26 protein-coding genes are annotated in these 26,463 nt (G+C 64.5%); 16 read left to right on the top strand and 10 right to left on the bottom strand.

Features of this window, described 5'->3' with window-relative positions; genetic code table 11:
• The first annotated feature begins 133 nt into the window (after positions 1-133).
• Positions 134-583, top strand: coding sequence for an Lrp/AsnC family transcriptional regulator (locus HWV67_RS27940; protein ID WP_095159276.1), 450 nt, complete (start codon positions 134-136; stop codon positions 581-583).
• Here the strand turns inward: HWV67_RS27940 and HWV67_RS27935 are convergent.
• The 3 genes from HWV67_RS27935 to HWV67_RS27925 form a co-directional block, all read right to left on the bottom strand.
• Positions 580-1,185, bottom strand: a complete 606-nt coding sequence (locus HWV67_RS27935; protein WP_175653566.1) for a 3'-5' exonuclease — start codon at positions 1,183-1,185, stop codon at positions 580-582. The genes HWV67_RS27940 and HWV67_RS27935 overlap by 4 nt on opposite strands.
• 9 nt (positions 1,186-1,194) lie before the next feature.
• Positions 1,195-1,674, bottom strand: coding sequence for a LabA-like NYN domain-containing protein (locus tag HWV67_RS27930; RefSeq protein ID WP_175653565.1), 480 nt, complete (start codon positions 1,672-1,674; stop codon positions 1,195-1,197).
• A gap of 219 nt (positions 1,675-1,893) precedes the next feature.
• Complete coding sequence (locus HWV67_RS27925) at positions 1,894-2,640, bottom strand: DUF2076 domain-containing protein (RefSeq protein WP_175653564.1); 747 nt, start codon at positions 2,638-2,640, stop codon at positions 1,894-1,896.
• A gap of 137 nt (positions 2,641-2,777) precedes the next feature.
• Between HWV67_RS27925 and HWV67_RS27920 the strand changes: the two genes are divergently transcribed.
• Positions 2,778-3,443 (top strand): hypothetical protein, encoded by a 666-nt coding sequence (locus HWV67_RS27920; protein WP_175653563.1) that lies wholly within the window; start codon positions 2,778-2,780, stop codon positions 3,441-3,443.
• Between the two features lie 46 nt (positions 3,444-3,489).
• Positions 3,490-4,575 carry an endonuclease/exonuclease/phosphatase family protein gene (locus tag HWV67_RS27915; protein ID WP_175653562.1) on the top strand — a complete coding sequence of 362 codons (1,086 nt, stop codon included), beginning with the start codon at positions 3,490-3,492 and terminating at the stop codon, positions 4,573-4,575.
• Between the two features lie 352 nt (positions 4,576-4,927).
• Here the strand turns inward: HWV67_RS27915 and HWV67_RS27910 are convergent, their stop codons facing one another.
• From HWV67_RS27910 to glnT, 4 genes are all read right to left on the bottom strand, one after another.
• On the bottom strand, positions 4,928-6,253 hold the full coding sequence (locus HWV67_RS27910) for an FMN-binding glutamate synthase family protein (protein WP_110969006.1): 1,326 nt from the start codon (positions 6,251-6,253) through the stop codon (positions 4,928-4,930).
• A gap of 21 nt (positions 6,254-6,274) precedes the next feature.
• Entirely contained in the window at positions 6,275-6,949 is a 675-nt protein-coding gene (locus HWV67_RS27905) for a protein glxC (protein ID WP_110969007.1), read from the bottom strand.
• Between the two features lie 12 nt (positions 6,950-6,961).
• A complete protein-coding gene (locus HWV67_RS27900; RefSeq protein WP_095159284.1) occupies positions 6,962-7,861 on the bottom strand; it encodes a class II glutamine amidotransferase in 900 nt (299 codons plus the stop codon).
• Positions 7,862-7,986: 125 nt separating this feature from the next.
• Complete coding sequence (glnT, locus tag HWV67_RS27895) at positions 7,987-9,321, bottom strand: type III glutamate--ammonia ligase (protein ID WP_110969008.1); 1,335 nt, start codon at positions 9,319-9,321, stop codon at positions 7,987-7,989.
• A 351-nt stretch (positions 9,322-9,672) separates the two neighbouring features.
• Here glnT and HWV67_RS27890 point away from each other — a divergent pair, with 351 nt between their 5' ends.
• From HWV67_RS27890 to HWV67_RS27850, 9 genes are all read left to right on the top strand, one after another.
• Positions 9,673-10,266: a helix-turn-helix domain-containing protein gene (locus HWV67_RS27890; protein WP_110969009.1), complete on the top strand. Its 594-nt coding sequence runs from the start codon at positions 9,673-9,675 to the stop codon at positions 10,264-10,266.
• A gap of 302 nt (positions 10,267-10,568) precedes the next feature.
• Complete coding sequence (purU, locus tag HWV67_RS27885) at positions 10,569-11,435, top strand: formyltetrahydrofolate deformylase (RefSeq protein ID WP_110969010.1); 867 nt, start codon at positions 10,569-10,571, stop codon at positions 11,433-11,435.
• Positions 11,432-12,355 carry a bifunctional methylenetetrahydrofolate dehydrogenase/methenyltetrahydrofolate cyclohydrolase FolD gene (gene folD / locus HWV67_RS27880; protein WP_175653561.1) on the top strand — a complete coding sequence of 308 codons (924 nt, stop codon included), beginning with the start codon at positions 11,432-11,434 and terminating at the stop codon, positions 12,353-12,355. The genes purU and folD overlap by 4 nt, the downstream gene beginning before the upstream one ends.
• Positions 12,337-13,578: an FAD-dependent oxidoreductase gene (locus tag HWV67_RS27875; RefSeq protein ID WP_175653560.1), complete on the top strand. Its 1,242-nt coding sequence runs from the start codon at positions 12,337-12,339 to the stop codon at positions 13,576-13,578. Before folD ends, HWV67_RS27875 begins: the two co-directional genes overlap by 19 nt.
• 11 nt (positions 13,579-13,589) lie before the next feature.
• On the top strand, positions 13,590-13,892 hold the full coding sequence (locus tag HWV67_RS27870) for a sarcosine oxidase subunit delta (protein ID WP_110969012.1): 303 nt from the start codon (positions 13,590-13,592) through the stop codon (positions 13,890-13,892).
• The gene (locus HWV67_RS27865) at positions 13,889-16,786 is read left to right on the top strand and encodes a 2Fe-2S iron-sulfur cluster-binding protein (protein WP_175653559.1); all 2,898 of its coding nucleotides are present in this window, start codon (positions 13,889-13,891) and stop codon (positions 16,784-16,786) included. Before HWV67_RS27870 ends, HWV67_RS27865 begins: the two co-directional genes overlap by 4 nt.
• A gap of 3 nt (positions 16,787-16,789) precedes the next feature.
• The gene (locus tag HWV67_RS27860; protein ID WP_175653558.1) at positions 16,790-17,359 is read left to right on the top strand and encodes a sarcosine oxidase subunit gamma; all 570 of its coding nucleotides are present in this window, start codon (positions 16,790-16,792) and stop codon (positions 17,357-17,359) included.
• 153 nt (positions 17,360-17,512) lie between these two features.
• Complete coding sequence (locus HWV67_RS27855) at positions 17,513-18,283, top strand: IclR family transcriptional regulator (protein WP_175653557.1); 771 nt, start codon at positions 17,513-17,515, stop codon at positions 18,281-18,283.
• A gap of 181 nt (positions 18,284-18,464) precedes the next feature.
• A complete protein-coding gene (locus HWV67_RS27850; RefSeq protein ID WP_175653556.1) occupies positions 18,465-19,820 on the top strand; it encodes an APC family permease in 1,356 nt (451 codons plus the stop codon).
• A 36-nt stretch (positions 19,821-19,856) separates the two neighbouring features.
• On the opposite strand, the gene hrpB is transcribed toward HWV67_RS27850, so the two are convergent.
• On the bottom strand, positions 19,857-22,382 hold the full coding sequence (gene hrpB / locus HWV67_RS27845) for an ATP-dependent helicase HrpB (protein ID WP_175653555.1): 2,526 nt from the start codon (positions 22,380-22,382) through the stop codon (positions 19,857-19,859).
• Between the two features lie 119 nt (positions 22,383-22,501).
• Between hrpB and HWV67_RS27840 the strand changes: the two genes are divergently transcribed.
• The gene (locus HWV67_RS27840) at positions 22,502-22,921 is read left to right on the top strand and encodes a polyribonucleotide nucleotidyltransferase (RefSeq protein ID WP_095159295.1); all 420 of its coding nucleotides are present in this window, start codon (positions 22,502-22,504) and stop codon (positions 22,919-22,921) included.
• A gap of 1 nt (position 22,922) precedes the next feature.
• A complete protein-coding gene (locus tag HWV67_RS27835; protein WP_175653554.1) occupies positions 22,923-23,795 on the top strand; it encodes a cation diffusion facilitator family transporter in 873 nt (290 codons plus the stop codon).
• Positions 23,796-23,862: 67 nt separating this feature from the next.
• Here HWV67_RS27835 and HWV67_RS27830 read toward each other — a convergent pair whose 3' ends face one another.
• Positions 23,863-24,690, bottom strand: coding sequence for a DUF6515 family protein (locus HWV67_RS27830; protein ID WP_175653553.1), 828 nt, complete (start codon positions 24,688-24,690; stop codon positions 23,863-23,865).
• 399 nt (positions 24,691-25,089) lie between these two features.
• On the opposite strand from HWV67_RS27830, the gene HWV67_RS27825 reads away from it, so the two are divergent.
• The gene (locus HWV67_RS27825; RefSeq protein ID WP_009394930.1) at positions 25,090-25,566 is read left to right on the top strand and encodes an Lrp/AsnC family transcriptional regulator; all 477 of its coding nucleotides are present in this window, start codon (positions 25,090-25,092) and stop codon (positions 25,564-25,566) included.
• A gap of 55 nt (positions 25,567-25,621) precedes the next feature.
• Entirely contained in the window at positions 25,622-25,828 is a 207-nt protein-coding gene (locus HWV67_RS27820) for a DUF2788 domain-containing protein (RefSeq protein ID WP_095159298.1), read from the top strand.
• A gap of 3 nt (positions 25,829-25,831) precedes the next feature.
• Here HWV67_RS27820 and HWV67_RS27815 read toward each other — a convergent pair whose 3' ends face one another.
• On the bottom strand, positions 25,832-26,461 hold the full coding sequence (locus HWV67_RS27815) for a pseudouridine synthase (protein WP_256680221.1): 630 nt from the start codon (positions 26,459-26,461) through the stop codon (positions 25,832-25,834).
• Positions 26,462-26,463: the final 2 nt, after the last annotated feature.

Here is a 26,463-nt window from a genome sequence, read left to right as displayed (position 1 = left end):
GTTGTGGCGTTAGTTTAGAAAGCTTAACCGGCAAAATTAAGTTTCAAAAAACGCTTATCGAGCACCTGGACTTTCGAAAAAACGGATCTTTCAGGTGTTTCCCTTTGTTTTCACAAGGCCCTTTGCAGACCCCATGGACAAGTACGATCGCATGCTCCTCGCCGCCCTCCTGGAAAACGGCCGCGCCTCGTTCGCGCAACTGGCGCGCACGGTCAATCTCTCGGCTCCGGCGGTGGCCGAGCGGGTGGCGAAGCTGGAAGCCAGCGGGGTGATTACCGGTTATCAGGCCAAGGTCGACATGAGCAAGATCGGCCTGCCGATCCAGTGCGTGATCGAGCTGCGCCTGGCCAGCCACGGCAATCAGCAGGCGTATGAAGCGCTGACGCAGATTCCGCAGCTCACCGAATGCCACCGGGTCACCGGCGATCCCTGCGTGATCATGCAGGCGGCGGTGGGCTCGATGCCGGAGCTGGAAGAGCTGATCAACCGCGTGGCGCAGTTCGGTTTCAGCAAGACCTCGATCATCCTCTCCAGCGCCGTCGAGCGGCGGGTGCCGCTGGGGCAACTGGAGAAAAAGGCTTAGCGGTATTTGCTCAAGGCGTCGCGGATTTTTGCGGCGGGGACCTTCTGCAGGCGGCACAGGAATGAGTGGGACAGCTCCTGCACACCGTGGGTCTGGCGCAGTTCGCCGACCAGATGCTGCAGCAGGTTGGCGGCCATCTCGGCGTCGGCCATGGCCCGGTGCGCGGTGCCGGTGTCCGGCAGGCCGGCCCAACGGGTCAGGGTGCCGAGCTTGTGGTTCGGCGCTGCGGGCAGCAGGCGCCGCGACAACAGCAGCGAACAGGCGAACGACTGGTTGCGGCTACGACCGATGCGGCTCAGTTCGTAGTCCCAGAATTTCTGGTCGAAAGCGGCGTTGTGCGCCAGCAGCGGCGTGTCGCCAACGAATTCGGCGACTTCGTTCATCACCTGATTGACCGGCGGGGCGCTGCGCAGCATTGCCGTGTTGATGCCAGTCAGCGCCGCAACGAAGGCCGGCACCGGCACGCCAGCATTCATCAGGCTCTGGTAGCGCTCGACGATGCGCCCCTGCTCCAGCATGACCACCGCCACCTCGGTGGCGCGGCAGCTCGCGCCGGGGGTGATGCCGGTGGTTTCAAAGTCGATGACAGCGATACGTTCCACGAAAAAACCTCAATGCTTGAGCAAAAGCGCGCCGTCGATGGGCACATAGCGACTGGCGGCGCGGATCAGCGAATTCGCGGTCAGCCCCGGCACGCCGTAGGCCACGGCCTCGACGCCATGGCGCTGAATGATGCGCTCCAGCAGCAGGTCGAAATCGCCGTCGCCGGACGCCAGCACCACCTGATCGACCCGGGCGGCGGCGTCCACCACATCCAGGGTGATGCCCACGTCCCAGTCGCCCTTGGCCGAGCCATCGCTGCGCTGGATATAAGGCTTGAGCTTGACGGTAAAACCGAGGTTGCGAAGGATCTGCTGGAATTGCTGCTGCTTGCTGTCGCCACGGTCGATGGCGTAGGCGAAGGCCTCGACGATCTCGCCATCACGGCTGACGTCGGCCCAGAAGGCGGCGTAGTTGAAATGACAACCATAGGCCTGGCGGACGGTGTAGTAGAGGTTCTGGACATCGACGAACAGCGCGATTTTCTTCACTTCCACCTCCTTTCACACCGGGTTTGAGCCAACAAAGGCGCCCAGTATGCCAGCCCGGAGGCGTATCCGTTAGTTGATCGCAAGAACCCTGTGGGAGCGAGCTTGCTCGCGAAGGACTGCAAAGCAGTCCCCAGCAGATGTCCAGGGATGGGGCGCGTTGCGCCCCTTCGCGACGGTTCGGCGCACCGACAAGCTCCCACAGTTTCTCGTTCGGCTGGATCAGACGTAATCGTCGTCGGAGAAGAAGCCGCCACCGTCGTCGTTGTAACCGGTGTCGGTGAAGCCCGCGTCGTTGCCGTTATCGGCGGTATAGCGCTGGTTGTCATCATTCCAGCCGCCGTGATCACTGGTCGGTGCCGGCTCTTCCTTGATGACTTCGACAATTTCTTCCGGCTGCGAATTGTGGTGGAACAGGCTGCTGATGCCTTGCGCCAGCATCACGCCACCGGCCACGCCGGCCGCAGTCTGCAACGCACCGCCGAGGAAGCTGCTGGCACCACTGCGGGCCGGGGCCGCCTGGGGCGCTGGCGCAGGTGGCGCGCCCCAGTTGGATTGCGCAGCCACACCTCCACCGCTGCCAGGGCCATCACGCCAGCCGCCGCCGCTCGATGGCGCCGGGGTCGGCGCAGCCGCAGGCTGGCTCGGCGCCGGACGGCTACCGGAACCGAAAATGCTCGACAGGAAACCACCACTGCTCTGCTGCGCCGGCGCACTCGCGGCGGCGGCGGCCTGGGCCTTTGCCTCGGCCAATTCGGTCTGCAACTGCCGGTTCTGCTCGTCGAGGCGCTTGATCGCGGCCTCCTGGACCAGAATCGCCTGGGCCATGTAGTACGGCGCGACCGCATGTTGCTGAACAAGGCCCGCGATATGGGCCTGTGCCTGGGCATCCCGCGGTGCGCCTTCGGCTTCGGCCTGGCGCAGCCTGGCGAACAGCCCATCGATCAGGGTTTGTTCTTCGTGATTCATGACGCGACCTCTCTAGTACGGTTGCAGTGAACATGCGGACAAGCATCGCCAATTCAATGCGACACCGGCATGAAACTTTGTTCAGATTCGGCCCCTGCGCTAAAGTGGCCGCTTGCTTTGGACTTCGAAAACGACCCATGAATCCGCTCAGTGTTTTGCGTGACTCGCTGTATTTCTTCCGCCGCCACCTGATCAGCATCGCCGGCCTGTGCCTGCCGCTGGTGATCATCGAGGCGCTGTGCACTCAACTGCTCTACGGCCAGTTGGGCGATGACGCTTCGCCGGCCTACGGCCTGTTGGTCGGGTTGCTGTTCTACCCGCTGTACAGCGGCGCCCTGATCCTTTACCTCGACGCCCGCAGTGACGGCCACGAGCCGCTCAAGCGCAACCTGCTGGCCCGCGCCCTGCAGTTGTGGCCGTCTTTCGCCCTGCTGGTGCTGCTCAGCTCGCTGCTGATCATGGCGGGCATCTCGCTGTTCATCCTGCCCGGCATCTGGGTGATGACCAACCTGGTGTTCGCCGAGTACCTGCTGGTGCTGCAGGGCCGCGCGCCGATCGCCGCCATGCGCGAGAGCTTCCAGATGGTCAACGGCCACTTCTGGCGGATTCTGGTGTGCATGCTCGGGGTCATGGCGCCGCTGTGGCTGTTCAACGGCCTCACCCTGGCGCTGCTGCCCGAGCAGGTCAGCCCGGTGCTGGAGCTGCTGGTGAATGTGGTCAACAGCTTCGTGCAACTGTTCAGCACGGTGGTGCTGTTCCGCCTGTTCATGCTGATAAGCGAGTCCAGCCCGGCGCGTTCCTGAGCCCCGGGGCTATGCTCAATCGTCACTCCCGACCTTGCCGAGCCCGATGACCCGACTACTGCGCAACATCCTGCTGATACTGCTGTTGATTGCCGTCCTGCTATGGCTGCTGGCCTGGCAGGCGAGTTGGCGACCGGAGCCGGAAGAAGCGCTGCCGGTGGCCTGCACCGCTCCGGCCAAACCGCTGGCGCCGGGTCAGCAGCTCAAGGTGATGAGCTGGAACGTGCAGTACCTGGCGGGCAAGCGCTATGTGTTCTGGTATGACGAGGCCAAGGGCAGCGACCGCCGCCCTACCGAGCAGGACCTGGCCGTCAACCTCGATGAAGTGGCGCGGGTGATCCGCGCCGAGCAGCCGGACATCGTCCTGCTTCAGGAGCTGGACAACAACGCCAAGGCCAGCGACTACCAGGACCAGTTGGCGCTGCTGCGCGAACGCCTTGCTGATCTCTACCCTTGCGCCGTCCAGGCGTACCAGTGGAAAGCCGAATTCGTCCCCGACTGGCATATCGCCGGCAGCGTCGGCCGCACCCTCGCCACCCTCAGCCGCTACCCGATCCAGCAGGCGCAGCGGATCCAGTTGCCGCTGGCGTCCGACAACCTCCTCAGCCGTTTGCTCCAGCCGCAACAAGCGGTGCTGGTGAGTTACCTGCCTCTGCGCGAGGGCGGTCAGTTGGCGGTGCTCAACACCCAACTGGCACAGCATGAACCGGGCAACGATGTGCAGGCGCGCCAGATCGCGGAACTGGAGCGATTACTCGACCAGTTCGAACGCCAGGGCACGCCGTGGTTGATCGGTGGGGATTTCAATCTGCTGCCACTGGGGCAGTACCGGCGGTTGAAGCCGGAACAGCGCCAGTTCTATTCGCCGGACAGTGAACTGCATGTGCTGTGGGACAAGTACCCGATGATCCCCGGCAATGCCGAAGCCACCGGTGCCGAGCGGTCGGCGTGGCTGACCCATTTCCCCAATGACCCGCAACTGGACGGGCCGGACCGGACGCTGGATTACCTGCTCCACAGCCCGAAACTGCGTCGGGTGAGTGCGCAGGTGTTGCAGCAGGACACGTTGGAGATTTCCGATCATTTGCCGGTGACGGCGCGGCTGTTGTTGCCGATGCCGCCGGAGTCCTGAGGGCCCTATCGCTGCACGGGTATCTACACATCTCGCAGGCGATCGCAAACCGTCAGCCACTTGCGATTCTGTGGGAGCGGATTCATCCGCGAAGGGCCGCATAGCGGCCCTAAATCCATCCAGCACATTGTTTCTGTCTGGTCTGGATATCATATTCAGGCATCCCGAAGGTCGAAAGAGATACCTGACATAGACAGCTACCTCGTGCTGGATGGTTTTGGGGCCGCTATGCGGCCCTTCGCGGATGAGTCCGCTCCCACAATATACGAGGCGATCTGACGTCCTGCGCTGCCTGCGAGATGTGTAGATACCCATGCTCATCGCTGGCAAGCCAGCGATGAGACCAGTCACCTCAATATTGCTGCTGCCCCGGCACCCAGTTGGTCCCCGCCAACGGCACCCGCGCCATCGCCGCCGCTTCCACTGTCAGCGCCACCAGATCCTCGGGATCAAGATTGTGCAGGTGCGACTTGCCGCACGCCCGCGCCATGGTCTGCGCTTCCAGCACCAGCACCCGCAGGTAATTCGCCAAGCGGCGCCCTGCCTCCACCGGATCAAGGCGCTTGGACAGCTCCGGGTCCTGGGTGGTGATGCCCGCCGGGTCGCGGCCGTTCTGCCAGTCGTCGTAGTAACCCGCCGCCGAACCGATTTTCTTCAGTTCTTCATCCAGCCGCGGATGGTTGTCGCCCAGCGCCACCAGCGCTGCGGTGCCGATTGCCACCGCATCCGCGCCCAGGGCCATGGCCTTGGCCACGTCGGCGCCGTTGCGGATACCACCAGACACGATCAACTGAACCTTGCGGTGCATGCCCATCTCCTGCAGCGCCTGGACCGCCTGCGGAATGGCCGGAAGAATCGGGATGCCGACGTGTTCGATAAACACTTCCTGAGTCGCCGCGGTGCCGCCTTGCATGCCATCGAGGACGATCACATCAGCACCGGCCTTCACCGCCAGCTTGACGTCGTAGTACGGGCGGCTGGCGCCGATCTTCACGTAGATCGGTTTTTCCCAGTCGGTGATTTCCCGCAGTTCGGCAATCTTGATCGCCAGGTCGTCCGGGCCGGTCCAGTCCGGGTGACGGCAGGCGCTGCGCTGATCGACGCCGATCGGCAAGGTGCGCATGCCGGCCACACGCTCGGTGACTTTCATCCCCAGCAGCATGCCGCCGCCACCCGGCTTGGCGCCCTGGCCAAGGACGATTTCGATGGCGTCGGCCTTGCGCAGGTCATCCGGGTTCATGCCGTAGCGTGACGGCAAATATTGATAGACCAGATGCTGCGACTGGCCGCGCTCTTCCGGGGTCATGCCGCCGTCACCGGTGGTGGTGCTGGTGCCGGCGATGGTGGCGCCGCGGCCCAAGGCTTCCTTGGCGTTGGCCGACAGCGCGCCGAAGCTCATGCCGGCGATGGTCACCGGGATTTTCAGGTGGATCGGCTTCTTCGCGAAGCGGGTGCCGAGCACCACGTCGGTGCCGCATTTCTCGCGGTAGCCTTCCAGCGGATAACGCGACACCGAGGCGCCGAGCAGCAGCAGGTCGTCGAAGTGCGGCAGCTTGCGCTTGGTGCCGCCACCGCGGATGTCATAGATGCCGGTCTCGGCGGCGCGCTGGATTTCCTGGATGGTCAGGCGGTCGAATGTCGCGGACTCGCGCAGCACAGGGGTGTTTTTTTCGCTCATGGGAATACTCCTCGCCGCGGGTCAGTAGGCGGATGCGTTATCGACTTTGAAGTTGTACAGCTCGCGCGCCGAGCCGTAGCGCTTGAAGCTGGCCGGGTCTTCGGCGAAGCCTGCGCGGTTGAGCAGTTCTGCCAGTTCGCTCAGGTGCTCGGCGCGCATCTCTTTCTCGATGCAGTCCGAGCCCAGCGACTTGACCGTGCCCTTGACGTAGATGCGCGTCTCGTAGAGCGAATCGCCCAGCGCATCGCCAGCATCGCCGCACACCACCAGACGCCCGGCCTGGGCCATGAAGCAGCTCATGTGGCCGATGCTGCCGCCGACCACGATGTCGACGCCCTTCATGGAAATCCCGCAGCGCGCGCCGGCATCGCCCTCGATCACCAGCAGCCCGCCATGGGCAGTGGCGCCGGCGGCCTGGGAGGCGCTGCCTTTGACCCGTACCGAGCCGGACATCATGTTTTCCGCAACGCCGACACCGACGTTGCCGTGCACGGTGATGCAGGCTTTCTGGTTCATGCCGGCGCAGTAGTAGCCGGCGTGGCCCTGGATATCGATGCTCACGGCCTGATTCAGGCCCACCGCCAGGTTGTGCTTGCCGTCCGGGTGGCTGACCAGCCACTCGCGGTCTTGCACGTCGCCGTGCAGGGTCTGGTTCAGTTCACGCACCGTGGCGCTGGAAAGGTCGATGGTTTTCATGTGCGGGGCTCCTCAGGCACGTTCCCAGATGTACATGGTGGCGGGTTCGGGCTCCCAGACTTTCGCCTTGTCGATGCCCGGCAGGCTGGCCAGCGCCTGGTATTCGGAGGCCATGGCGACGTAATCTTCGGTCTCGGCGAGGATCGCCGGCTTGCAGGCGATCGGATCGCGGATCACGGCAAAGCCGTTGCGGGTGCCGATGGCGAAGGTGAAGAAGCCGTCCAGATCTTCCAGGGATTTATCCAGCGCCTCTTTCAGGCTGTCGCCCTGACGCAGGCGCCAGGTCAGGTAGCCGGCGGCCACTTCGGTGTCGTTGTCGGTCTCGAAGGTGATGCCTTCGCGCTTGAGTTCCTGACGCAGGCGGAAGTGGTTGGACAGCGAGCCGTTGTGCACCAGGCACAGGTCGGCGCCGGTGGAGAACGGGTGGCTGCCTTCCATGGTCACGGCGCTTTCGGTGGCCATGCGGGTGTGGCCGATGATGTGGCTGCCTTTCATCCCTTTGAGGCCGAAGCGCTCGGAGATTTCCCGCGGCAGGCCCATGCCCTTGAGGATTTCGATGCTCTGGCCGGCGCTCATGATGCGCACGTCCGGGGCCAGTTCGGCGAGGGCTGCGCGTACCGGCTCCTCGGCGCTGTGGGCCTTGAGCACGGCGGCGCTGGCGTTCTGGAACCAGTCCAGCGAGCAGCCGAGGCGGCCTTCCAGCTCGCCCATCAGGTGTTTCCAGTCGTAGCCGAGGTCGGTGGCCTGGAGGGTCAGCTTGACCCAACCGTCGGCGACTTCATCGCCGTAGATAGCGAAGCCGGCACTGTCCGGGCCGCGGTCGGTCATGGCTTCGAGCATGGGTTCGAACAGTTTGCCGAGCTGGCCTTCAAGCTCGGGCTTCTTCAGGTAAAGACCTACGATTCCGCACATAAGCGCCTCACTTTGTTCGGCAGCAAGCGACAAGCGGCAAGCTGCAAGTTGTCCGTGTAGAACGGGAATAAGGTGTGCGCCGCAAACTGCCCTCTCTTGCAGCTCGCAGCTTGAAACTTGCAGCTTCAAAAGAATTCGGTGTATCGCTGGATCTCCCAGTCGGAGACATGGCGGCTGTACTCCACCCATTCCATGCGCTTCTGGCGGATGAATTCATCGACGATTTCCGGGCCCAGCACCTCGCGGAACAGCGGGTTGGCGGCCAGGGCGTCGGTGGCTTCCTTGAGCGACTGCGGCAGGGTCTTGATGCCGCGGGCGGCGATTTCTTCGAGGCTGAGGTTGTAGAGGTTCTCGTTGCACACGAAGTCCGGTTCCAACTGGCGTTCGATGCCGTCAAGCCCGGCGGCGATGATCGCGGCGGTCACCAGGTACGGGTTGCAACCGGCATCCGGCAGGCGGAATTCGAGGCGGCCATACGGCACGCGAACCATCGCCGAACGGTTGTTGGAACCGAAGGCGATGAACGCCGGGGCCCAGGTCGAGCCGGACAGCGAACGGCCGACGACCAGGCGCTTGTAGGAGTTCACCGTCGGCGCGGCGAAGGCGCACAGCGCAGGGCCGTGGGCCAGCAGGCCGGCGGCGAAGTGATAGGCCATTTTCGACAGGCCCATGCCGCTCGGATCGCTCGGGTCGTGGAACAGGTTCTTGTTGGTTGCGCTGGCGATCGACAGGTGGAAGTGCATGCCGTTGCCGGCGCGCTTAGGGTCGGGCTTGGGCATGAACGAGCAGATCATGCCCATGTCGTTGGCGATCTCGCCGGCGGCCATGCGGAAGAAGGTGAAGCGGTCCGCCGACTCCATGGCGTCGCTGTAGGTGTAATTGATCTCGAACTGGCCGTTGGCGTCTTCGTGGTCGATCTGATAGATCTCGAAGCCCACCGGCTGCAGCGCTTCGGTCAAACGTTCGAGGAATTCGCGGGAGCGCGACAGGCCTTTGTAGTCGTAGCAAGGCTTGTCGAGGTTGTCGGAGACGTCCACCAGTTGCAGCTTGCCGCCCGCGTCACGGCGGAACAGGCTGAATTCCGGTTCCAGGCCGGTGTTGAGGGTCCAGCCCTTGTCAGCCAGGCGCTGCACCTGCTGTTGCAACACGTAGCGGGTGTCGTAGGGCCAGGGCTGGCCATTGACGTGACCGATGCAGACGATCCGGCCGTAGCCCGGTTGCCACGGCACCGGCACCAGCGTGGACAGATCGCCCCGGGCCATGAAATCCGGGCCGTGGGGTTCCATGCCCATGCCGCAGATCGCGAAACCGGCGAACCCGGCACCATCCTCGGCCACCGCCTTGAGCCCGTTGACCGGGACGGATTTGGTCTTCGCGGCGCCATGGATATCGACGAACTGGGCCAGCACGTACTTGATGCCGTGCTGTTCGATGATGCGCTGCGTTTCAACTGGCAACATGATTCTTCACTCCTGGAAAAGGGCAAGGCGGTCGATAGAAGGCAGGCGAACAAGGACGGAACGCGCCAGCACCTGTGCCCGAAGAAGCGAAACCCGCGGTGGGAAGCTGGCTGTGATCATGTGAATTCCAATCAGGAAAGTTAGTTTCCCTACAGGAATGCAATGCGCTTGCCAGTTTTTCAGCGACCGGAAGAAATGGCCCCGGCGTTGCACCGGTCTGCTGTTTATATGGGAAACTCTCTTTCACCCGAGGAAAGTCCCGGCGCCCGAACCAGGCGCCGGGTTATTTTTTGCACTTTCTCAGTGCGAATTTAAGTTTCCTGAACCGAAAACAAGCAGGATTGACCGACTGTGAATACCGAGACCCCGCCTCGCCTTCGCCTGGAGCAGTACCTGGGCATGCAGATCCGCCGCGAGCGCCAGGCCCAGGAGCTGAAACTGGCCGATGTGGCGCGCATCGCCGGGATCAGCCAGGGCATGCTGAGCAAGATCGAGAACGCTCAGGTGTCCACCAGCCTGGATATCCTCAGCCGCCTGTGCGACGTGCTGGGCATGCCGATGTCGAAGTTGTTCAGCCAATATGACCAGCCGGACGGCAATGCCATCCTGGTCAAGGCTGGCGAAGGCATGGAAGTGGTGCGCCGCGGCACCGAGAAAGGCCACACCTACCACCTGCTCAACCACACCCGTGGGCCGAAGAAGAATTTCGAGGCGTACATGGTGAGCATGGATGACGCCAGCGAAGAGTTCCCCACCTTCGCCCACCCCGGCACCGAGTTCCTGCACCTGCTGGAAGGCGAGCTGGTGTACCGGCATGGCAACCAGCTCTATCACATGCAGGCCGGCGACAGCCTGACCTTCGATGGTGATGTACCGCATGGGCCTGAGAAGCTGGTGCAGGTGCCGATTCGGTTGTTGTCGGTGATGAACTACGGCAACGACTGAAATCTTCTGTCGTTCTCTGGCCTCATCGCTGCGGGTCGGCGTCCCGACAAGCCAGCTCCCACATGTAGGAGCTGGCGTTGCCAGCGATGAGGCCCTCACGAACAACCTGATCCCAGCCAGCAAGTTTCCTCCCAAGATAAAAATTTTCCCCACAGGCTAGACCTGCACCTTCCTTTCGCCTATAAAAGCGAAAAAGGAATATTTTATTCCCACCAATAAATAATCTTCACCGACAAAACGTCGCTTCACCGCTGAAATTTCCGCCTTGCGAGAGCTGCCGCCACTCCACCCGAGGACCTGAAATGCAACACGCCACCAGCCACTACATCCTCAAGATCAGTTGTCCGGCCACGTCCGGCATCGTCGCGGCGGTCACCACTTACCTGGCGGAAAAAGGCTGCTACATCAGCGAAATGTCGCAGTTCGACGACGAGACCAGCGGGCGTTTCTTCATGCGTGCGGTGTTCCGTTTCAACGATCACTACGAAGGCGACATCGACGAGGTCGAGCAAGGTTTCGACCCGGTGGCCCAGCGCCTCGACATGCAGTGGAGCCTGCACGGCAGTTCGCAACCGATGCGCGTGCTGCTGATGGTCAGCAAATACGACCACTGCCTCGCCGACCTGCTCTACCGCCACCACAAGGGCGAGATGGACATGCAGATCACCGCCATCGTCTCCAACCACCTCGACCTGCGCCCCATGGCCGAACGCGAGGGCATCCGCTTCATCTACCTGCCGGTGACCCGGGACACCAAGTCGCAACAGGAAGCGGCGCTGCTGCAGATCGTCGAAGAAACCGGCACCGAGCTGGTGGTGCTCGCCCGCTACATGCAGATCCTTTCCGATGACCTGTGCAAACAGCTTGCCGGCCGCGCCATCAACATCCACCACTCGTTCCTGCCCGGCTTCAAGGGCGCCAAGCCCTACCACCAGGCCTACGCCCGCGGCGTGAAGCTGATCGGCGCCACCGCCCACTACGTGACGTCCGACCTCGACGAAGGCCCGATCATCGAGCAGGAAGTGCAGCGCGTGGACCACAGCTACCTGTCCGACGACCTGGTCAACGTAGGCCGTGATACCGAAACCGTGGCCCTGTCCAAGGCGGTGAAATACCACCTGGAGCACCGGGTTTTCCTCAACGACGACCGCACGGTGATCTTCCGGTGAACACTCATACCTCCCCCAAAATCATCGACGGCAAAGCCGCCGCCGCCCGCGTCCTCGCCGAGGTGAAAAGCCAGGTGCAGGCGCTGAACGCCGAAGGCATCGCCCCCGCACTGGCGGTGGTGCTGGTCGGCCAGGACCCGGCCAGTCAGGTCTATGTGCGCAACAAGGTGCTGCGCGCCGAGGAATGCGGCATTCGCTCGCTGGAACACAAGCTGCCGGCGGACACCGCTGAATCCACGCTGCTGGCGCTGATTGCGCAGTTGAATGCCGACCGCGACGTGCACGGCATCCTCGTGCAGTTGCCGCTGCCGGGGCACATTGATGAAACCCGCGTGCTGCAGGCCATCGACCCGCTGAAGGACGTCGACGGCTTCCACGCCGAGAACGTCGGCGGCCTCAGCCAGGGCCGCGACGTGCTCACGCCCTGCACCCCCGCCGGCTGCCTGCGCCTGTTGCAGGACACCTGCGGCGACCTCGCCGGCCAGCATGCGGTGGTGATCGGCCGCTCCAATATCGTCGGCAAGCCGATGGCCGCGTTGCTGCTCAAGGCGCACTGCACGGTGACCGTGGTCCACTCGCGCAGCGCCAACCTCAAGGAGCTTTGCCGCCAGGCCGACATCGTCGTCGCCGCCGTCGGCCGCCCGCGTTTGGTGGACGCCGACTGGCTCAAGCCCGGCGCAGTGGTGATCGATGTCGGCATCAACCGCATCACCGAAGGCGAGCGCTCGCGGCTGGTGGGCGATGTCGATTTCGACAGCGCCCTGTCCACGGTCTCGGCCATCACTCCGGTGCCCGGTGGCGTCGGCCCGATGACCATCGCCTTCCTGATGAAAAACACCCTGACCGCCGCCCGCCTGCAACAGCTGGCGTCAGTCACTTTCGCTGAGCATCCGGAGGCCGCATGCCCTTCAATCTCCTGAAATACGGCCTGAGCTCCGAGTACCCGGCGGAAGTCGATCTGCCACCGCCCACCGAGCTGAAAGCCTCCTACGACGTGGTCATCATCGGTGCTGGCGGCCATGGCCTGGCGATCGCCTATTACCTGGCCAAGTACCACGGCATCACCAATGTCGCGGTGCTGGAAAAGTCCTATCTCGGTGGCGGCAATACCGCACGCAACACCGCGGTGATCCGTTCCAACTACCTGACCAGCGAAGGTGTGCGCTTCTACATCGAGTCGGTGAAGATGTTCCAGGAGCTCTCCAACGAGTTCGATTTCAACATCATGTATTCCGAGCGCGGCCAGCTCACCCTGGCCCACACCGACGCCACGGTGCGCGCCTTCCGCCAGCGCGCCGAAGTGAACAAACACTTCGGTGGCCGCACAGAAATGCTCGACCGCCAGCAGATCCGCGAACTGGTGCCGACCCTCAACCTCGACCCCGGCCACCTGCCGGTGATCGCCGGGCTTTGGCATATCGACGGCGCCACCGCGCGCCACGACGCGGTGGCTTGGGGCTACGCCAAGCAGGCGGCCAAGCGCGGGGTGGAAATCCACCAGCTCACCGAAGTGCAGGACCTGGTCATCGAGCACGGCCGCATCACCGCCGTGAAGACCAACCGCGGCACCGTGAAGTGCGGCTGCGCCGTGCAAGCCATCGCCGGCGCCAGTTCGCTGATGCTGCAAAAGGCCGGGATTCGCGCGCCGATCCACACCTACCCGTTGCAGGCCATGGTCACCCAGCCATTCAAGCCGTTCCTCGACCCGCTGGTGAGTTCGTCCGCCCTGCACTGCTACGTGCAACAGACCAGCCGCGGCGAGATCGTCTTCGGCGGCGGCTCCGATCCCTACCCGCTGTACAACACCCGCTCGACCCTGGACCTCAAGGAAAGCCTGCTGGCCCACGCCATCGAGATGTTCCCGTTCATGGCCAACGCCAAGTTGATGCGCCAGTGGGCCGGGATTACCGACATGACCCCGGACTACAGCCCGATCATGGGCCTGTCGCCGGTGCAGAACTATTACCTCGATGCCGGCTGGGGCACCTGGGGCTTCAAGTCCACGCCCATTTGCGGCAAGACCATGGCCGAACTGGTGGCCAGCGGCGGCCGCGTGCCGGAGCTGATCAAACCGTTCGCCCTGGAGCGCTTCAGCACCTTCCAGCAGGTCAACGAAATGGGCGCCACCGCGGCCAGCCACTAAAGGGGAAAGTCATGAAAATCATGCACTGCCCGCTCAACGGGCCGAGAAACATCAGCGAGTTCACCTACGGTGGCGAGTTCAAGGCGATGCCCGACCCGGCCACCTGCAGCGACACCGAGTGGGCCGACTACGTGTTCAACAGCGACAACCTCGCCGGCGTCGTCCGCGAGTGGTGGCTGCACAACGCCTCCAGCTACTGGTTCCTCGCCGAGCGCCACACCGTCACCGACCAGATCATTCGCACCTTCGACGCGAAGGAAATCTTCACCCAGCGGGTCGACTTCGCCCCGCGCACCGAGGAGATCGCCGGATGAACCGCCTCCCCGCTCCGATGGGCCTGCTGATCGACCGCCAGCAGCCGCTGCGTTTCAGTTTCGACGGCACCGATTACCAGGGCTTCGCCGGCGACAGCATCGCCAGCGCCCTGGTCGCCAATGGCCGCTGGTTGCTCTCGCGCTCGTTCAAATACCACCGCCCGCGCGGCCCGCTGACCATGGCCGGACAAGACGCCAACACCCTGGTGCAACTGCCGGACGAACCCAACGTGCTGGCCGATGCGCACGCCATCGACGCCGGCATGACCGTCACCGGGCAGAACTTCAACGGCTCGCTGGACAGCGACAAGGACGCCTGGCTCGGCAAGTTCTCGCGCTTCATGCCCGTGGGTTTCTACTACCGCTCGTTCTACAAACCCAAGGGCATGTGGAAAGTCTGGGAGCCGCTGATCCGCAAGAAAGCCGGCCTCGGCGTGCTCGACCTGAACTTCAAGCCGCAGTACTACGACAAGGCGTACCTGTTTGTTGATGTCGCCATCATCGGCGCCGGCCCCGCCGGACTCAGCGCCGCCCTCACCGCCGCCAACGCCGGCGCGCGGGTGCTGCTGGTGGAACAGCAGGCGCTGCTCGGCGGCTCGCTGACCTACGCCCGCTTCGACACCGAAGGCCAGCGTGCGCACACCCTGCGCCGCGAACTGGTGGACGCAGTGCAAGGCCACGCCAATATTCAGGTGCTGACCCAGGCCACCTGCAACGCCTGGTTCACCGACAACTATCTGCCAGTGATTCAAGGCCGACGCATGTACAAGGTGCGGGCGAAACAGTGCATCGTCGCCGCCGGCTCCTTCGACCAGCCGGTGGTGTTCCGTAACAACGACCTGCCGGGCGTGATGCTCGCCAGCGCCGCGCAACGATTGATGAAGCTGTACGCGGTGAAACCGGGCAACTGCGCGGTGGTGCTGGCCGGCAACGACGACGGCTACCTCGCCGCCCTCGACCTCGCCGAACAGGGCGTGAAGGTCGCGGCGCTGGTGGATATGCGCCAGCAACCTGCCGACGGCGCGCTGAAAGTCGCGCTGGAGAAACAGGGCATCCCCGTGCATGTCAGCAGTACCGTGTACGAAGCGCTGCACGATAAAGGCATGCGCCATGTCAGCGGTGTCGACATCCGCCGCATCACCGCCCAGGGCCAGGTCGCCGAACAGGGCCTGACGCTGGACTGCGACCTGCTGTGCATGTCCGCCGGCTACATGCCGGTCTATCAACTGCTGTGTCAGGCCGGCGGCAAGCTGGCCTACGACGAACAACGCGCCGAATTCGCCATCAGCGGCCTGCCGGACGGCCTGACCGTCGCAGGCTCGGTGAACGGTCGCCATCAACTGGACAACGTGCTGCTGGACGGCAGCCGGGTTGCCGCCGCCGCCGTGCAGGCGCTGGGACTGGCGCCGGGCATCGGTGACGTCACCTTCACCGGCGAGGCGCGGGTCAATTTCGACTGGCCGATCTTCGCCCATCCCAAGGGCAAGGATTTCGTCGATTTCGACGAAGACCTGCAAGTGCGCGATATCGTCAACGCCACCCGCAGCGGCTACCGCGACGTGCAACTGGTCAAGCGCTTCTCCACGGTTGGCATGGGCCCGTCCCAGGGCCGTCACTCGGCGCTGCCGACCGCACGGCTGGTGGCCCAGGCAACCAAACGCAGCATCAGCGAAACCGGGGTGACCACCGCCCGTCCGCCGTTCGAAGCGGAAAAACTCGCTCACGTCGCCGGCCGCGCGTTCGACCCGTATCGGCAGACCGCCATGCACAGCCGCCATGTCGCCGCCGGCGCCAAACTGATGCCCGCCGGCATCTGGCAGCGCCCCGCTTACTACGGCCACGCCGACGAGCGTGAGCGCTGCATGCAGGACGAAGTTCGTCAGGTGCGCGAGAAGGTCGGCCTGATCGACGTCTCAACCCTTGGCGGCCTCGACGTGCGCGGCGCGGATGCCGCCGAGTTGCTGGAGCGCATGTACACCATGCCGTTCAAGAAACAGCCGGTCGGCCGCACCCGCTACGGCCTGATGACCAACGAACACGGTGTGGTGATCGACGACGGCGTTATCGCGCGCATGGCCGACAACCACTTCTACGTCACCGCTACCACCAGCGGCGTCGACCGCATCTACCAGCAGATGCTCAAGTGGAATGCGCAATGGCGCCTGGACGTGGACATCACCAACGTCACCGCCGCCCTCGCCGCGGTAAACGTCGCGGGGCCGCTGTCGCGCAAGGTGCTGGAGAAGGCCTGCGCCGATGTCGATCTGTCCGCCGAAGGTTTCCCTTATCTCGCGGTGCGCACCGGCAGCGTGGCGGGGATTGCGGCGCGGCTGATGCGGGTCGGTTTCGTCGGTGAACTGGGTTACGAAATCCATGTGCCGGCACGCCATGGCGGCAAGCTCTGGGACGCGTTGATGGAGGCTGGCGCCGCGTTCGGCATTCGTCCGTTCGGCGTGGAAAGCCAGCGCCTGCTGCGCCTGGAAAAAGGCCACGTGATCATAAGCCAGGACACCGACGGCATGACCCACCCCGGCGAGATCGACATGCAGTGGGCGATCGGCCGCAAGAAGCCATTCTTCGTCGGCAAGCGCTCGATCGAAATCCTCGAACGCCAGCCGCTCAAGCGCAAACTGGTGGGCTTCAGCCTGCCCAAGGGCAGCAGCCAGCCGCTGGAAGGTCATCTTGTGCTCAGCGGGCCGGACATCAGCGGCAACGTCACCTCCTGCGAGTACTCCGCGACGCTCGGCCAGATCATTGGCCTGGCCTACGCCGGCGCCGACCAGGCCGAGCCGGGCATGCGGATTCCGATCCGTGTCGAAGGCGGCGAAGTGGTCCAGGCCACCGTGGTGAAACTGCCGTTCTACGACCCCGCCAACCAGCGCCAGGAGCTCTGAGCCATGACCAGCCTCAACCCTATCGAGCGCTGCGCGCTCATCGACCTGACCGACCTGCCGCGAGTGGGCTTTCGCGGCGCCGATGCCGCCGCCTGGCTGCAACAGCGCGACTACGAACTGCCGCCGACGCCCAACCAGGCGGTGTTTCTCGCCGACGGCACGCTGGTGGCGCGGCTGTCGCAGACCGAGTATCTGCTGCTGGGCAGCCTGGTGGATCGCGGCGAGCGCATCGCCGCCGAAGAAGCCGGCTGGCAGTTCAGCGAGCAGCGCAATTATCTGCTGCCACGCCAGGACAGCCACGCATGGGTGCAGTTGTCCGGACGGCATGTGGCCGACGTGATGGCCAAGCTGTGCGGCGTCGACCTGCGCAGCGAAGCCTTCCCGGTGGGTAGCGTGGCGCAGACTTCGGTGGCGCGGCTCAATGCGATTGTGATCAACGCCGGGAATGCGGAGTTGGCGCGGTTCCACATTCTTTTTGATCGGGCTTCGCTGGCGTATTTCCAGGATGCGCTGCTGGATGCGATGGGGGAGTTTGGTGGGTTGCCGGTGAGCCTTGAGAGTTTGCTTGGCTGATCCATTTTTGGAACCGCCTTGCGGTTCTTCGCGACGGTGCGGCGATCCGCCGAGCTCGCTCCCACAAGGTGGACTCAGATACCTGTGGGAGCGAGCTTGCTCGCGAAGGGCCGCAAAGCGGCCCCGTCGTTCCCACCCTCTGACGAGCCCCCAATGACCGCCATCGAACCCACCGACTACCACGTCCCCGCGCTGCAACGCGGCCTCGCCATCCTCGGCATGTTTAACGGCCGCCAGCGCACCCTGAGCATGCAGGACATGGCCGAGCGCCTGGCCGTCAGCCCCTCCGCCGTCTACCGCATCGTGCAGACGCTGGTGGACATGGGCTACCTGCGCAAGGTCGGGCGCAGCGACTTCGAGCTGGGCAGCCGGGTCATCTCCGACGGCTTCGCCTACCTCGCCAGCCGCGACATCGTCGAAGTCGCCATGCCCCACCTCAACGACCTGCGTGACCGCACCTCGCTGTCCTGCCACCTGAGCATTCGCGAACAAACCGACAGCCTCTACATCTACCGCGCCTTCGCCCCGCAGCGCCTGACGGTGAACATCCCCATCGGCACCCGCCTGCCCTGCCACGGCACGGCCCTTGGCCGGGTGCTGCTGACCGCCTTGAACGATAGCGAACTGAGCCAGCTCTACCAGCACGTGCGCCTCGACGACTACCCGCCGCCCGCGCCGCGCACGCTGCCGGAACTGCGCCGGTTGATCGCCGAAGACCGTGAACGCGGCTGGGTGCTGCACCGCTCGGATTACTCCACCGCCATCGCCAGCGGAATCCGCGATCACAGCGGCGCCATCACCGCCGCGATCAACCTGTCCGGCCCGGACGCGGTGATGAACACCTCGGCGGCGCAGGAGGCGTTTCTCGATGCCCTGCTGGCAGCGAGCGGGGAGATTTCGGCGGCACTGGGGTTCAACGCCTGAAGGCGCTAGCGCTCTAGACCGGGCATCTCGGCAATCACACCTTGCGCGCATGCAATATCAATTCGCTTACGGTGCTTTGTCCTCGGCTGCTAGCCTAGCCCGCACACAGGACAGCATCGGCAGGTATCGCCACCGCATGGTTCATGCGTGCAACCGTATAAAAAAAATAACGGGATTCCAGATGACCACTAGCAATCACACCCTCACAGCGAAGGGTGACGAACAACTTCGTCGCGTCCTGGGGCTGCCCGCCCTGGTCTTTTTCGGGCTGGTGTACATGGTGCCGCTCACCATCTTCACCACCTACGGCATCGTGACCGAAACCACCGGTGGCAGAACCGCAGGCGCCTATCTGGTGACCCTCGCCGCCATGCTCTTCACCGCCGCGTCCTACGGCATCATGGTTCGCCGCTTTCCGGTAGCGGGTTCGGCCTACTCCTACACCAATATCGCCTTCGGCTCGAATGTCGGCTTCCTCGCCGGCTGGTCGCTGCTGCTCGATTACCTGTTCATCCCGATGATCAACTACCTGTTGATCGGGCTGTTCCTGAACATCGCCTTCCCCGCCATTCCGGCCTGGGTTTTCGTCCTGGTGTCGATCGCCCTGGTGACCGTGCTCAACGTCCTCGGGATCCGCTCGGTCGCCAAGGCGAGCAACCTGATCGTCGGCGCGCAGGTGATTTTCATCGTGGTGTTCGTGGCCCTGTCCTGTAACTCACTGGGCAATGCCGGACCTGTCGACTACCTCTCGCCGCTGCTGGGCGACGGCAGCAAGCCCGGCTTCAACCCGCTGATGGCCGGCGCCGCGATCCTGTGCCTGTCGTTCCTGGGCTTCGACGCCGTCTCTACCCTCGCCGAGGAAACCCGTGACGCCCGCCGCACCGTGCCGCGCGCGATCATGCTGACCACACTGGCGGCGGGCGTGCTGTTCACCCTGCTGGCCTACCTCAGCCAGTTGGCGATCCCGGGCAGCCACTTCGAAAACGCCGACACTGCCGCCAATGAAGTGATGTTCACCGTCGGTGGCCAATTCCTCGCCAACTTCTTCACTGCGGCTTTCGTGGCCGGCAGCCTGGGTTCGGCGCTGGCCTCGCAAGCGGCCGTCTCGCGGATCATCTACAGCATGGGCCGCGACAAGCTGCTGTCCGAGCGCTGCTTCGGCACCCTGTCGGCGCGCTTCGGCACCCCGGTCAACGCGACCCTGCTGGTGTCGCTGATTTCGCTGGTGGCGCTGGTCATCGACCTGGGAACGCTGGCATCGCTGATCAGCTTCGGCGCACTGGTGGCCTTCTCGGCGGTGAACATGGCCGTGCTGCGCACCCACCTGTTCGCCAAAGGCCAGCCGAAAAACCTGCTGCTGCACGGTGTGGTGCCGCTGATCGGCCTGGCCCTGACGCTGTGGCTGTGGACCAGCCTGTCCGCCCTGACCCTGAGCATCGGCCTGGCCTGGTTCGGCGTCGGCGTGGTCTACCTGCTGGTGCTGACCAGCGGATTCCGGCGGAATGTGCAGGTTGCTGACTTTTCCGAAGCCGGCTGAGAACCCTCCCAAACCTGAGTGCGCTTAGCAGCGCACTCAGGTCCCCCGCGGCTTCGCCCGCGCCGTCGCTTCCGCCACCAGCGGGTCATCCGGCCAGTAGTGCTTCGGATAGCGTCCCTTCAAATCCTTCTTCACTTCGGCGTAGGTGCTGCGCCAGAAGTTCGCCAGGTCCTGGGTGACCTGCACCGGCCGTCGTGCCGGCGAGAGCAGGTGCAGCAAGACCTTCTGCCGGCCCTGAGCAATACGCGGCGTGTCGGCCAGGCCGAACAGTTCCTGCATGCGGACCGCCAGCACCGGCGGCTGCTCGCTGTAGTCGATGCGGATGTTCGAACCCGACGGCACGTTGATATGCACCGGCGCCCATTCGTCCAGGCGCTGCGGCAGCGGCCACGGCAACAAATTGCGCAGGATCGAGGAGAGGTCGAGCTGGGCGAAGTGGCTCAGGCGGGTGACTTTGCCCAGGTACGGCTGCAGCCAGTCCGGCAGGGTCGCCAGCAAGGCGTCGTCGCTCAGGTCCGGCCATTCGCTTTGCCCGCCAGCGGCAAGGTCGAGCTGGCGCAGCAACGCCACCCGCGCCTGCCACTGGCGCAGTTCCGGGGTCCATGACAGCAGCGCCAGGCCTTTGCGCCGCACTAGGTCGAGCAAGGCGCGGGCACGGGCGTCGGCGTCCAGGCCGGTCAGCGGTTCGCGGCTGAGTACCAGTTCGCCGAGCTTGCGCTGGCGCTCGGCGCGCAGGACGTTTTCCTTTTCATCCCACTCCAGTTGCTCGACCACGCTGACCTGCTCGGCGAGCACGTCATCGAACAGCGCCGGATCAAGCTCGGCGGCCAGATAGATGCGCTCTTCGCGCTGGCCCTGGCGACTACCGAGGTCGGCGACCACCAGCCAGGGCTCTTTCATCAAGGCATCGGCCTCGCCGAACTGCGCGGCGCGACCATTGGCCAGCCGGTACTCCGCGCCGCCAGCGCGGCGCTGTTGGGCCACCCGGTCCGGGTAGGCCAGCGCCAGCAGTGCGCCGAGCCAACGCGGGTGATCGGGATCGGCGACGGCGGCGCCGGGCTTGTTGCGCAGAAAACCGCGGTATTGCCGCGACAACTGCCGCGCCCGCTGCACGCCGCCCTGGCCGCCACGATTGGCGCGGGTTTCGCCGCTGAGCAGGCTCAAGCGGCTGTGCAGATCGGCGCCAGCACCGCGAAGAATGTCGCGCTCGCCGAGCAAGGCGGCGACATCACAGGCCATCGCGGTCAGCCCCAGGTCCTGGCCGCGCAGCAGCAGGTGGGCGATACGCGGATGGGCCGGCAGTTCGGCCATCGCCTGGCCGTGCGCGGTGAGGCCGAGGCGCTCGGCGGTCAGCGCGCCGAGGCGCAGGAGCAGATCCTGAGCCTGGGCGTAGGCGGCGGCGGGCGGCACATCGAGCCAGCGCAATTGCGTCGGGATCACGCCCCAGCGGCTGAGTTGCAGGGCCAGCCCGGAGAGGTCGGCCTGGATGATTTCCGCGGTGCCGTAGGCCGCCAGTTGCTCGTGCTGGGCCTCGGACCACAGCCGGTAACACACGCCCGGTTCCAGGCGTCCGGCGCGACCCGCACGCTGGGTCGCGCTGGCGCGGGAAATACGCTGGGTATCGAGGCGGGTCATGCCGCTGCCGGGGTCGAAACGCGGCACCCGCGCCAGCCCGGCATCCACCACCACCCGCACGCCGTCGATGGTCAGGCTGGTCTCGGCGATGTTGGTCGCCAGCACCACCTTGCGCGTGCCCGCCGGGGCGGGCTCGATGGCGGCGCGCTGGGCGGACAGGTCGAGTTCACCATGCAGCGGGCACAGCAGAACGCCAGCGCGGCCACCCAACGCGTCCTGCAAGGACTGATGCACGCGGCGAATCTCGGCCTGACCCGGCAGGAACACCAGCAAGCTGCCGCTCTCGTCGTCCAGCGCCTGCAGCACGGTGTCCACCACCCGTGGCTCGATGTACTCGCCGGGCTGGAACGGCCGGCTCCAGCGCATCTGCACCGGGAACATGCGGCCTTCGCTGCTGATCACCGGGGCATCGTCCAGCAGCGCCGACAGGCGTTCACCTTCCAGGGTCGCGGACATCAGCAGGATTTTCAGCGGCGAATCATCGCGCAGCAGCTCACGGCCATTGAGGCTCAGGGCCAGGGCGAGGTCGGCATCAAGGCTGCGTTCGTGGTACTCGTCGAAGATCAGCAGGCCGACGCCATCCAGCGCCGGATCGTCCTGCAGACGGCGGGTGAGGATACCTTCGGTGACCACTTCGATGCGCGTGCGCGGGCCGACCTTGCTGTCCAGACGGATGCGATAACCGACCGTCTCGCCCACCTTTTCGCCCAGTTCGCTGGCCAGCCGCTCGGCGGCGGCGCGGGCGGCCAGGCGCCGTGGTTCGAGCATCAGGATGGTCTGCCCGGCCAGCCACGGCTCGTTCAGCAGCGCCAGCGGTACGCGGGTGGTCTTGCCGGCGCCAGGCGGTGCTTCGAGCACGGCTTCGTGGCGTTGCGCCAAGGCTTCGCGCAGCGCTGGCAGAACGGCATCAATCGGTAAGGAAATCATGGTAGCCCTCAAACAATGGGGCGAGTATAACGGCGAACCCAGCCTGCCCTATCATGGTCTTATCCCCTGAAGCCGGCCTTTTGCCGGTATCGTTGCGGCTTTCATTGCGGAGACTCTCAATGCGTATTTCTTCCCGTGTCACTGGTGGCGCCCTGATCGCAGCCCTGCTGACTCAGCTCACGGCCTGCGGCACCCTGTTCTACCCCGACCGTCGCGGCCAGATCGAAGGCAAGATCGACCCGGTGATCGTCGCCCTCGACGCGGTCGGCATCCTCTTCTATGTGATCCCCGGTCTGATCGCCTTCGGCATCGACTTCGCCAGCGGCGCGATCTACCTGCCGGGCGGCAGCACCGCGCAAGTCTCGCCAGAGAAGCTCAACGAAGCCATCGGCGCTGACGGCAAAGTGGACAACACCCGCCTGCAAGCCATTATCGAAAGCGAACTGGGCCAGCGCCTGCCGCTGAACGACCCACGCCTGATCCAGCACAAGGGCAGCACCGAACAACTGGCGATGTACGGCCTGGTTCCTGCCGCCTGACATGACCACCACCTCCGTCGAGCACGCTCGCCTGCTGCGCCTCGCCACTCGCGCTTCGCTGGCGGTGGCGTGCATCCTGATCGTCAGCAAGGCAATCGCCTGGTGGCTTAGTGGTTCGGTCAGCCTGCTGGCCGGCCTGACCGACTCGCTGCTCGACGGCGCCGCGTCCTTTCTCAACCTGATCGCGGTGCATTACGCGCTGCGCCCCGCCGATGAAGATCACCGTTACGGGCACGGCAAAGCCGAAGCGCTGGCGGGCATGGCGCAGGCGCTGTTTATCAGTGTCAGTGCGGTGCTGATCGCGTTCCAGGCCGTGGAGCGGTTGCAGAACCCGCAGCCGCTGGGCAATGCCGGGCTGGGCGTGGCGGTGATGGTGTTGTCGCTGGTGCTCACCGTGGCGCTGCTGATGGTGCAAGCGCGGGTGATCCGCATCACCGGCTCCACGGCAGTGCGGGCTGATTCGCTGCATTACCGTTCCGACCTGCTGCTCAACGGCAGCATCCTCGTCGCCCTGTTGCTGGCAGCGTTTGGCTGGCCGCAACTGGATGCGTTTTTCGGTTTGGGGATTGCGGTCTACATCCTCTGGAGCGCGCTGACCATTGCTCGCGAGAGCTTTGCCACGCTGATGGATGAGGAATTACCGGCGGATGTCAGCGAGCGGATGCTCGGCCTGGTGTGTGCGGTGCCGGGCGTAGTCGGTGCGCATGACCTGCGCACGCGGGTTTCGGGGAGTCGCTGGTTCGTGCAGGTGCATCTGGAATTGCCGGGGGCGTTGCCGCTGACCCAGGCGCACGGGTTGTGCGAGGACGCGGCGGCGGCGATCACTCGTGAGTATCCGCGGGCCGAGGTGCTGGTACATGCGGATCCGGTTTAGGGGTGATCTCCAGGGCCTCAATCGCGGCGGTTCGGCACCCCGACACGCCAGCGATTGAGCCCCAGGATCAGTTGACGCTATACCCCCGCCCCGCCATGCAAGCCCCCATCGCCCGCCGATAGGTATCCGCCACCTGCACCGGTGGCGCCTGGTTGGCATAGGCCGGGTCGAAGCCACTCTGCTCCACCGCCCAGCGATGGCATTGATAACGGTCCTGCTCGACCTGCTGCGGCGGCTGGCCCTGCATCGGGTAGGCGACCACGTCATAGCCGCTGCCCTGCACCGGCACCGGCTGCTGAACCTGCGGTGGATTGACCACCACGTACTCGCGGCTGTCGTTCTGATACTGGTAATAGGTGTCCGCCACCAGGAAGAACAGCGCCCCGCCGATCCACATCTCGCGGGCGTAATCCGGCAGGTAAGCCACCCGCACGCCGTAAGGCGGCGTCACCACCACGTAACCGCCGCCATGCGGGCGATACCAGTAGCCGCCGGAGAAGAAGTAGTCCTGACCGCGATACGGCACCCGCGAGAAACGATCAGGGAAGCGATCGATGGTGTGCCCCGGCCGGTATTGCGGTCCCGGCCCCCAGCCATTGCCATGCCCGTCGGGACGGCCCGACCAGTTCGGCTGCTGCGGGCGTTGGCCGCCCTGGTTGCCCTGCCAGTTCGGGTTGCCATCGTTGCGCCGGGGGATGTCCTGGTAATGGCCCTGCCGCGGCTGCTGGGTCTGTCGCACTTCGTCCGGCCGCTGGCCCAGCGGCGATCCCTGTTGACGCTGCTCGCCGCCGCGGGACTCCGAAGGCCCGCGGTGATCCCGCTCGTCATCGGCATGGACGCCCAGGCTCAGGCAGAGCACGCCGACACCCACCAACGGCCAGATACGCAAGGTCATGCTGTTCCTCTTTCATCGTAGGAAATGATCACAGCGCCACTCTAGCAGGCGCAGTTCCGGTCGCCAGATGAAATCTCGGACATTAAAAAAGGGCGACCGTTGGGTCGCCCTTTGAGAATTTTGTCCTGGCTCGGCGCTTGTGACGCCGGCTCACCTCACACCTGTCTTGTGGACCGTGTGTAGCCCGGGGGCCAAGCACAACCCTGTGGGATTGCTGGCCGCGACTGTCCTGATTGAGTCAGTCGCCGTGGACGTGTGTCCGGGCAGTGATTCTGGAAACAATCATAGGAAAATCGAGGTGACAGAGGATTGCGAAGATTGCGGGAAAAAACATCACTTGCGCAATTTTTTACTAAATATTAATAATTGTCAGCAATTCAAACAGAAAAGGCCTGATCGATGAGCAAGCTGGACCGCTATGACCTGAGCATTCTCGCCGAATTGCAGCGCGACGCGCGCATCTCCAACCAGGAACTGGCCGAGCGCATCGGGCTGTCGCCCTCGCCCTGCTCGCGTCGGGTCAAGCAACTGGAAGACGACGGCTTCATCTCCCGCCAGGTGGCGTTGCTGGACCGCAAGAAGCTCGGCCTGAGCCTGACCGCCTACGTGCTGATCGGCATGGACCGACACACACCCGAGCGTTTCGAGACTTTCGAAGCGGCGATCCGCAACCTGCCCCAGGTGCTGGAATGCAGCCTGGTCACCGGGATGGACGCCGACTACCAGCTCAAGGTGGTGGTGCCGGACATGGATCATTACCAGAAACTGCTGCTCGGTCACCTGACCCGCATCGAGGGCGTGACCAGCGTTCGCTCAAGCTTTGTCCTGAATCAAGTGTTGGCCAGTACGGAGCTGCCACTGACGCACCTGCGTTAGTCAGCCCTGAGGGTGAGGCGTATACTTGCGCGCCTCACGCCGCCGGAGAAAATCGATGGATCCTGTGCTGTTCGAAGAGTGGATGATGACCATCCTCGTCACCATCCTGATTGGTTTCATGGGCTTCATCGTCTGGGACCTGGCAAAGAAGTCCAAGGCCGGCAAACTCGGCACGTTCATCCTGTTTTTCGCGCTCGGCCTGGGTGTCCTCGCCTTCGTCATCAAGAGCGTGGTGATCACCTGGATCGAGCTTCATCAGTAAGCCTCAGCGCTTCGCAGGCACTTCCTTCCACTGGCCTGGCTCAAGCCCGTCCACAGTCCAGTCGCCGATCCTGACCCGCACCAGACGCAGGGTCGGCAGCCCCACCGCCGCGGTCATTCGTCGCACCTGGCGGTTGCGCCCTTCCTTGATGATCAACTCCAGCCAACTGGTCGGCACGCTCTTGCGAAACCGCACCGGCGGATTGCGTGGCCAGAGTTCCGGCTCTTGCAGTTGCCGGGCCTGGGCCGGCAGGGTCATGCCGTCGTTCAGCTCGACGCCGTCGCGCAGGCGCTGGATCTGCTCTTCGTTCGGTTCGCCTTCCACCTGCACCCAATAGGTTTTCGGCAGCTTGTGCTTCGGGTCAGCGATGCGCGCCTGCAACTGGCCGTCGTTGGTCAGCAGCAGCAGGCCTTCACTGTCGCGGTCGAGGCGGCCAGCGGGATAGACGCCGGGCTCCGCGATGAAATCCTTGAGGGTCGCCCGCCCCTCGCCGTCGCTGAACTGGGTCAGCACGTCGAAGGGTTTGTTGAACAACAGCAACCGCGGCTCGGCCGGCGGCGCCTTGGGCGGGCGTCGCGGACCGGCGGGTTTTGCCGCGGGGCGGCGCGGCGTGGAGCGTGGTGGTAACGGCATGG

Source organism: Pseudomonas sp. Marseille-P9899, from assembly GCF_903166565.1.
Taxonomy (GTDB): domain Bacteria; phylum Pseudomonadota; class Gammaproteobacteria; order Pseudomonadales; family Pseudomonadaceae; genus Aquipseudomonas; species Aquipseudomonas huaxiensis.
Note: the sequence above shows the minus strand (reverse complement) of the source record. Positions and strands in the feature narration are given on the sequence as shown.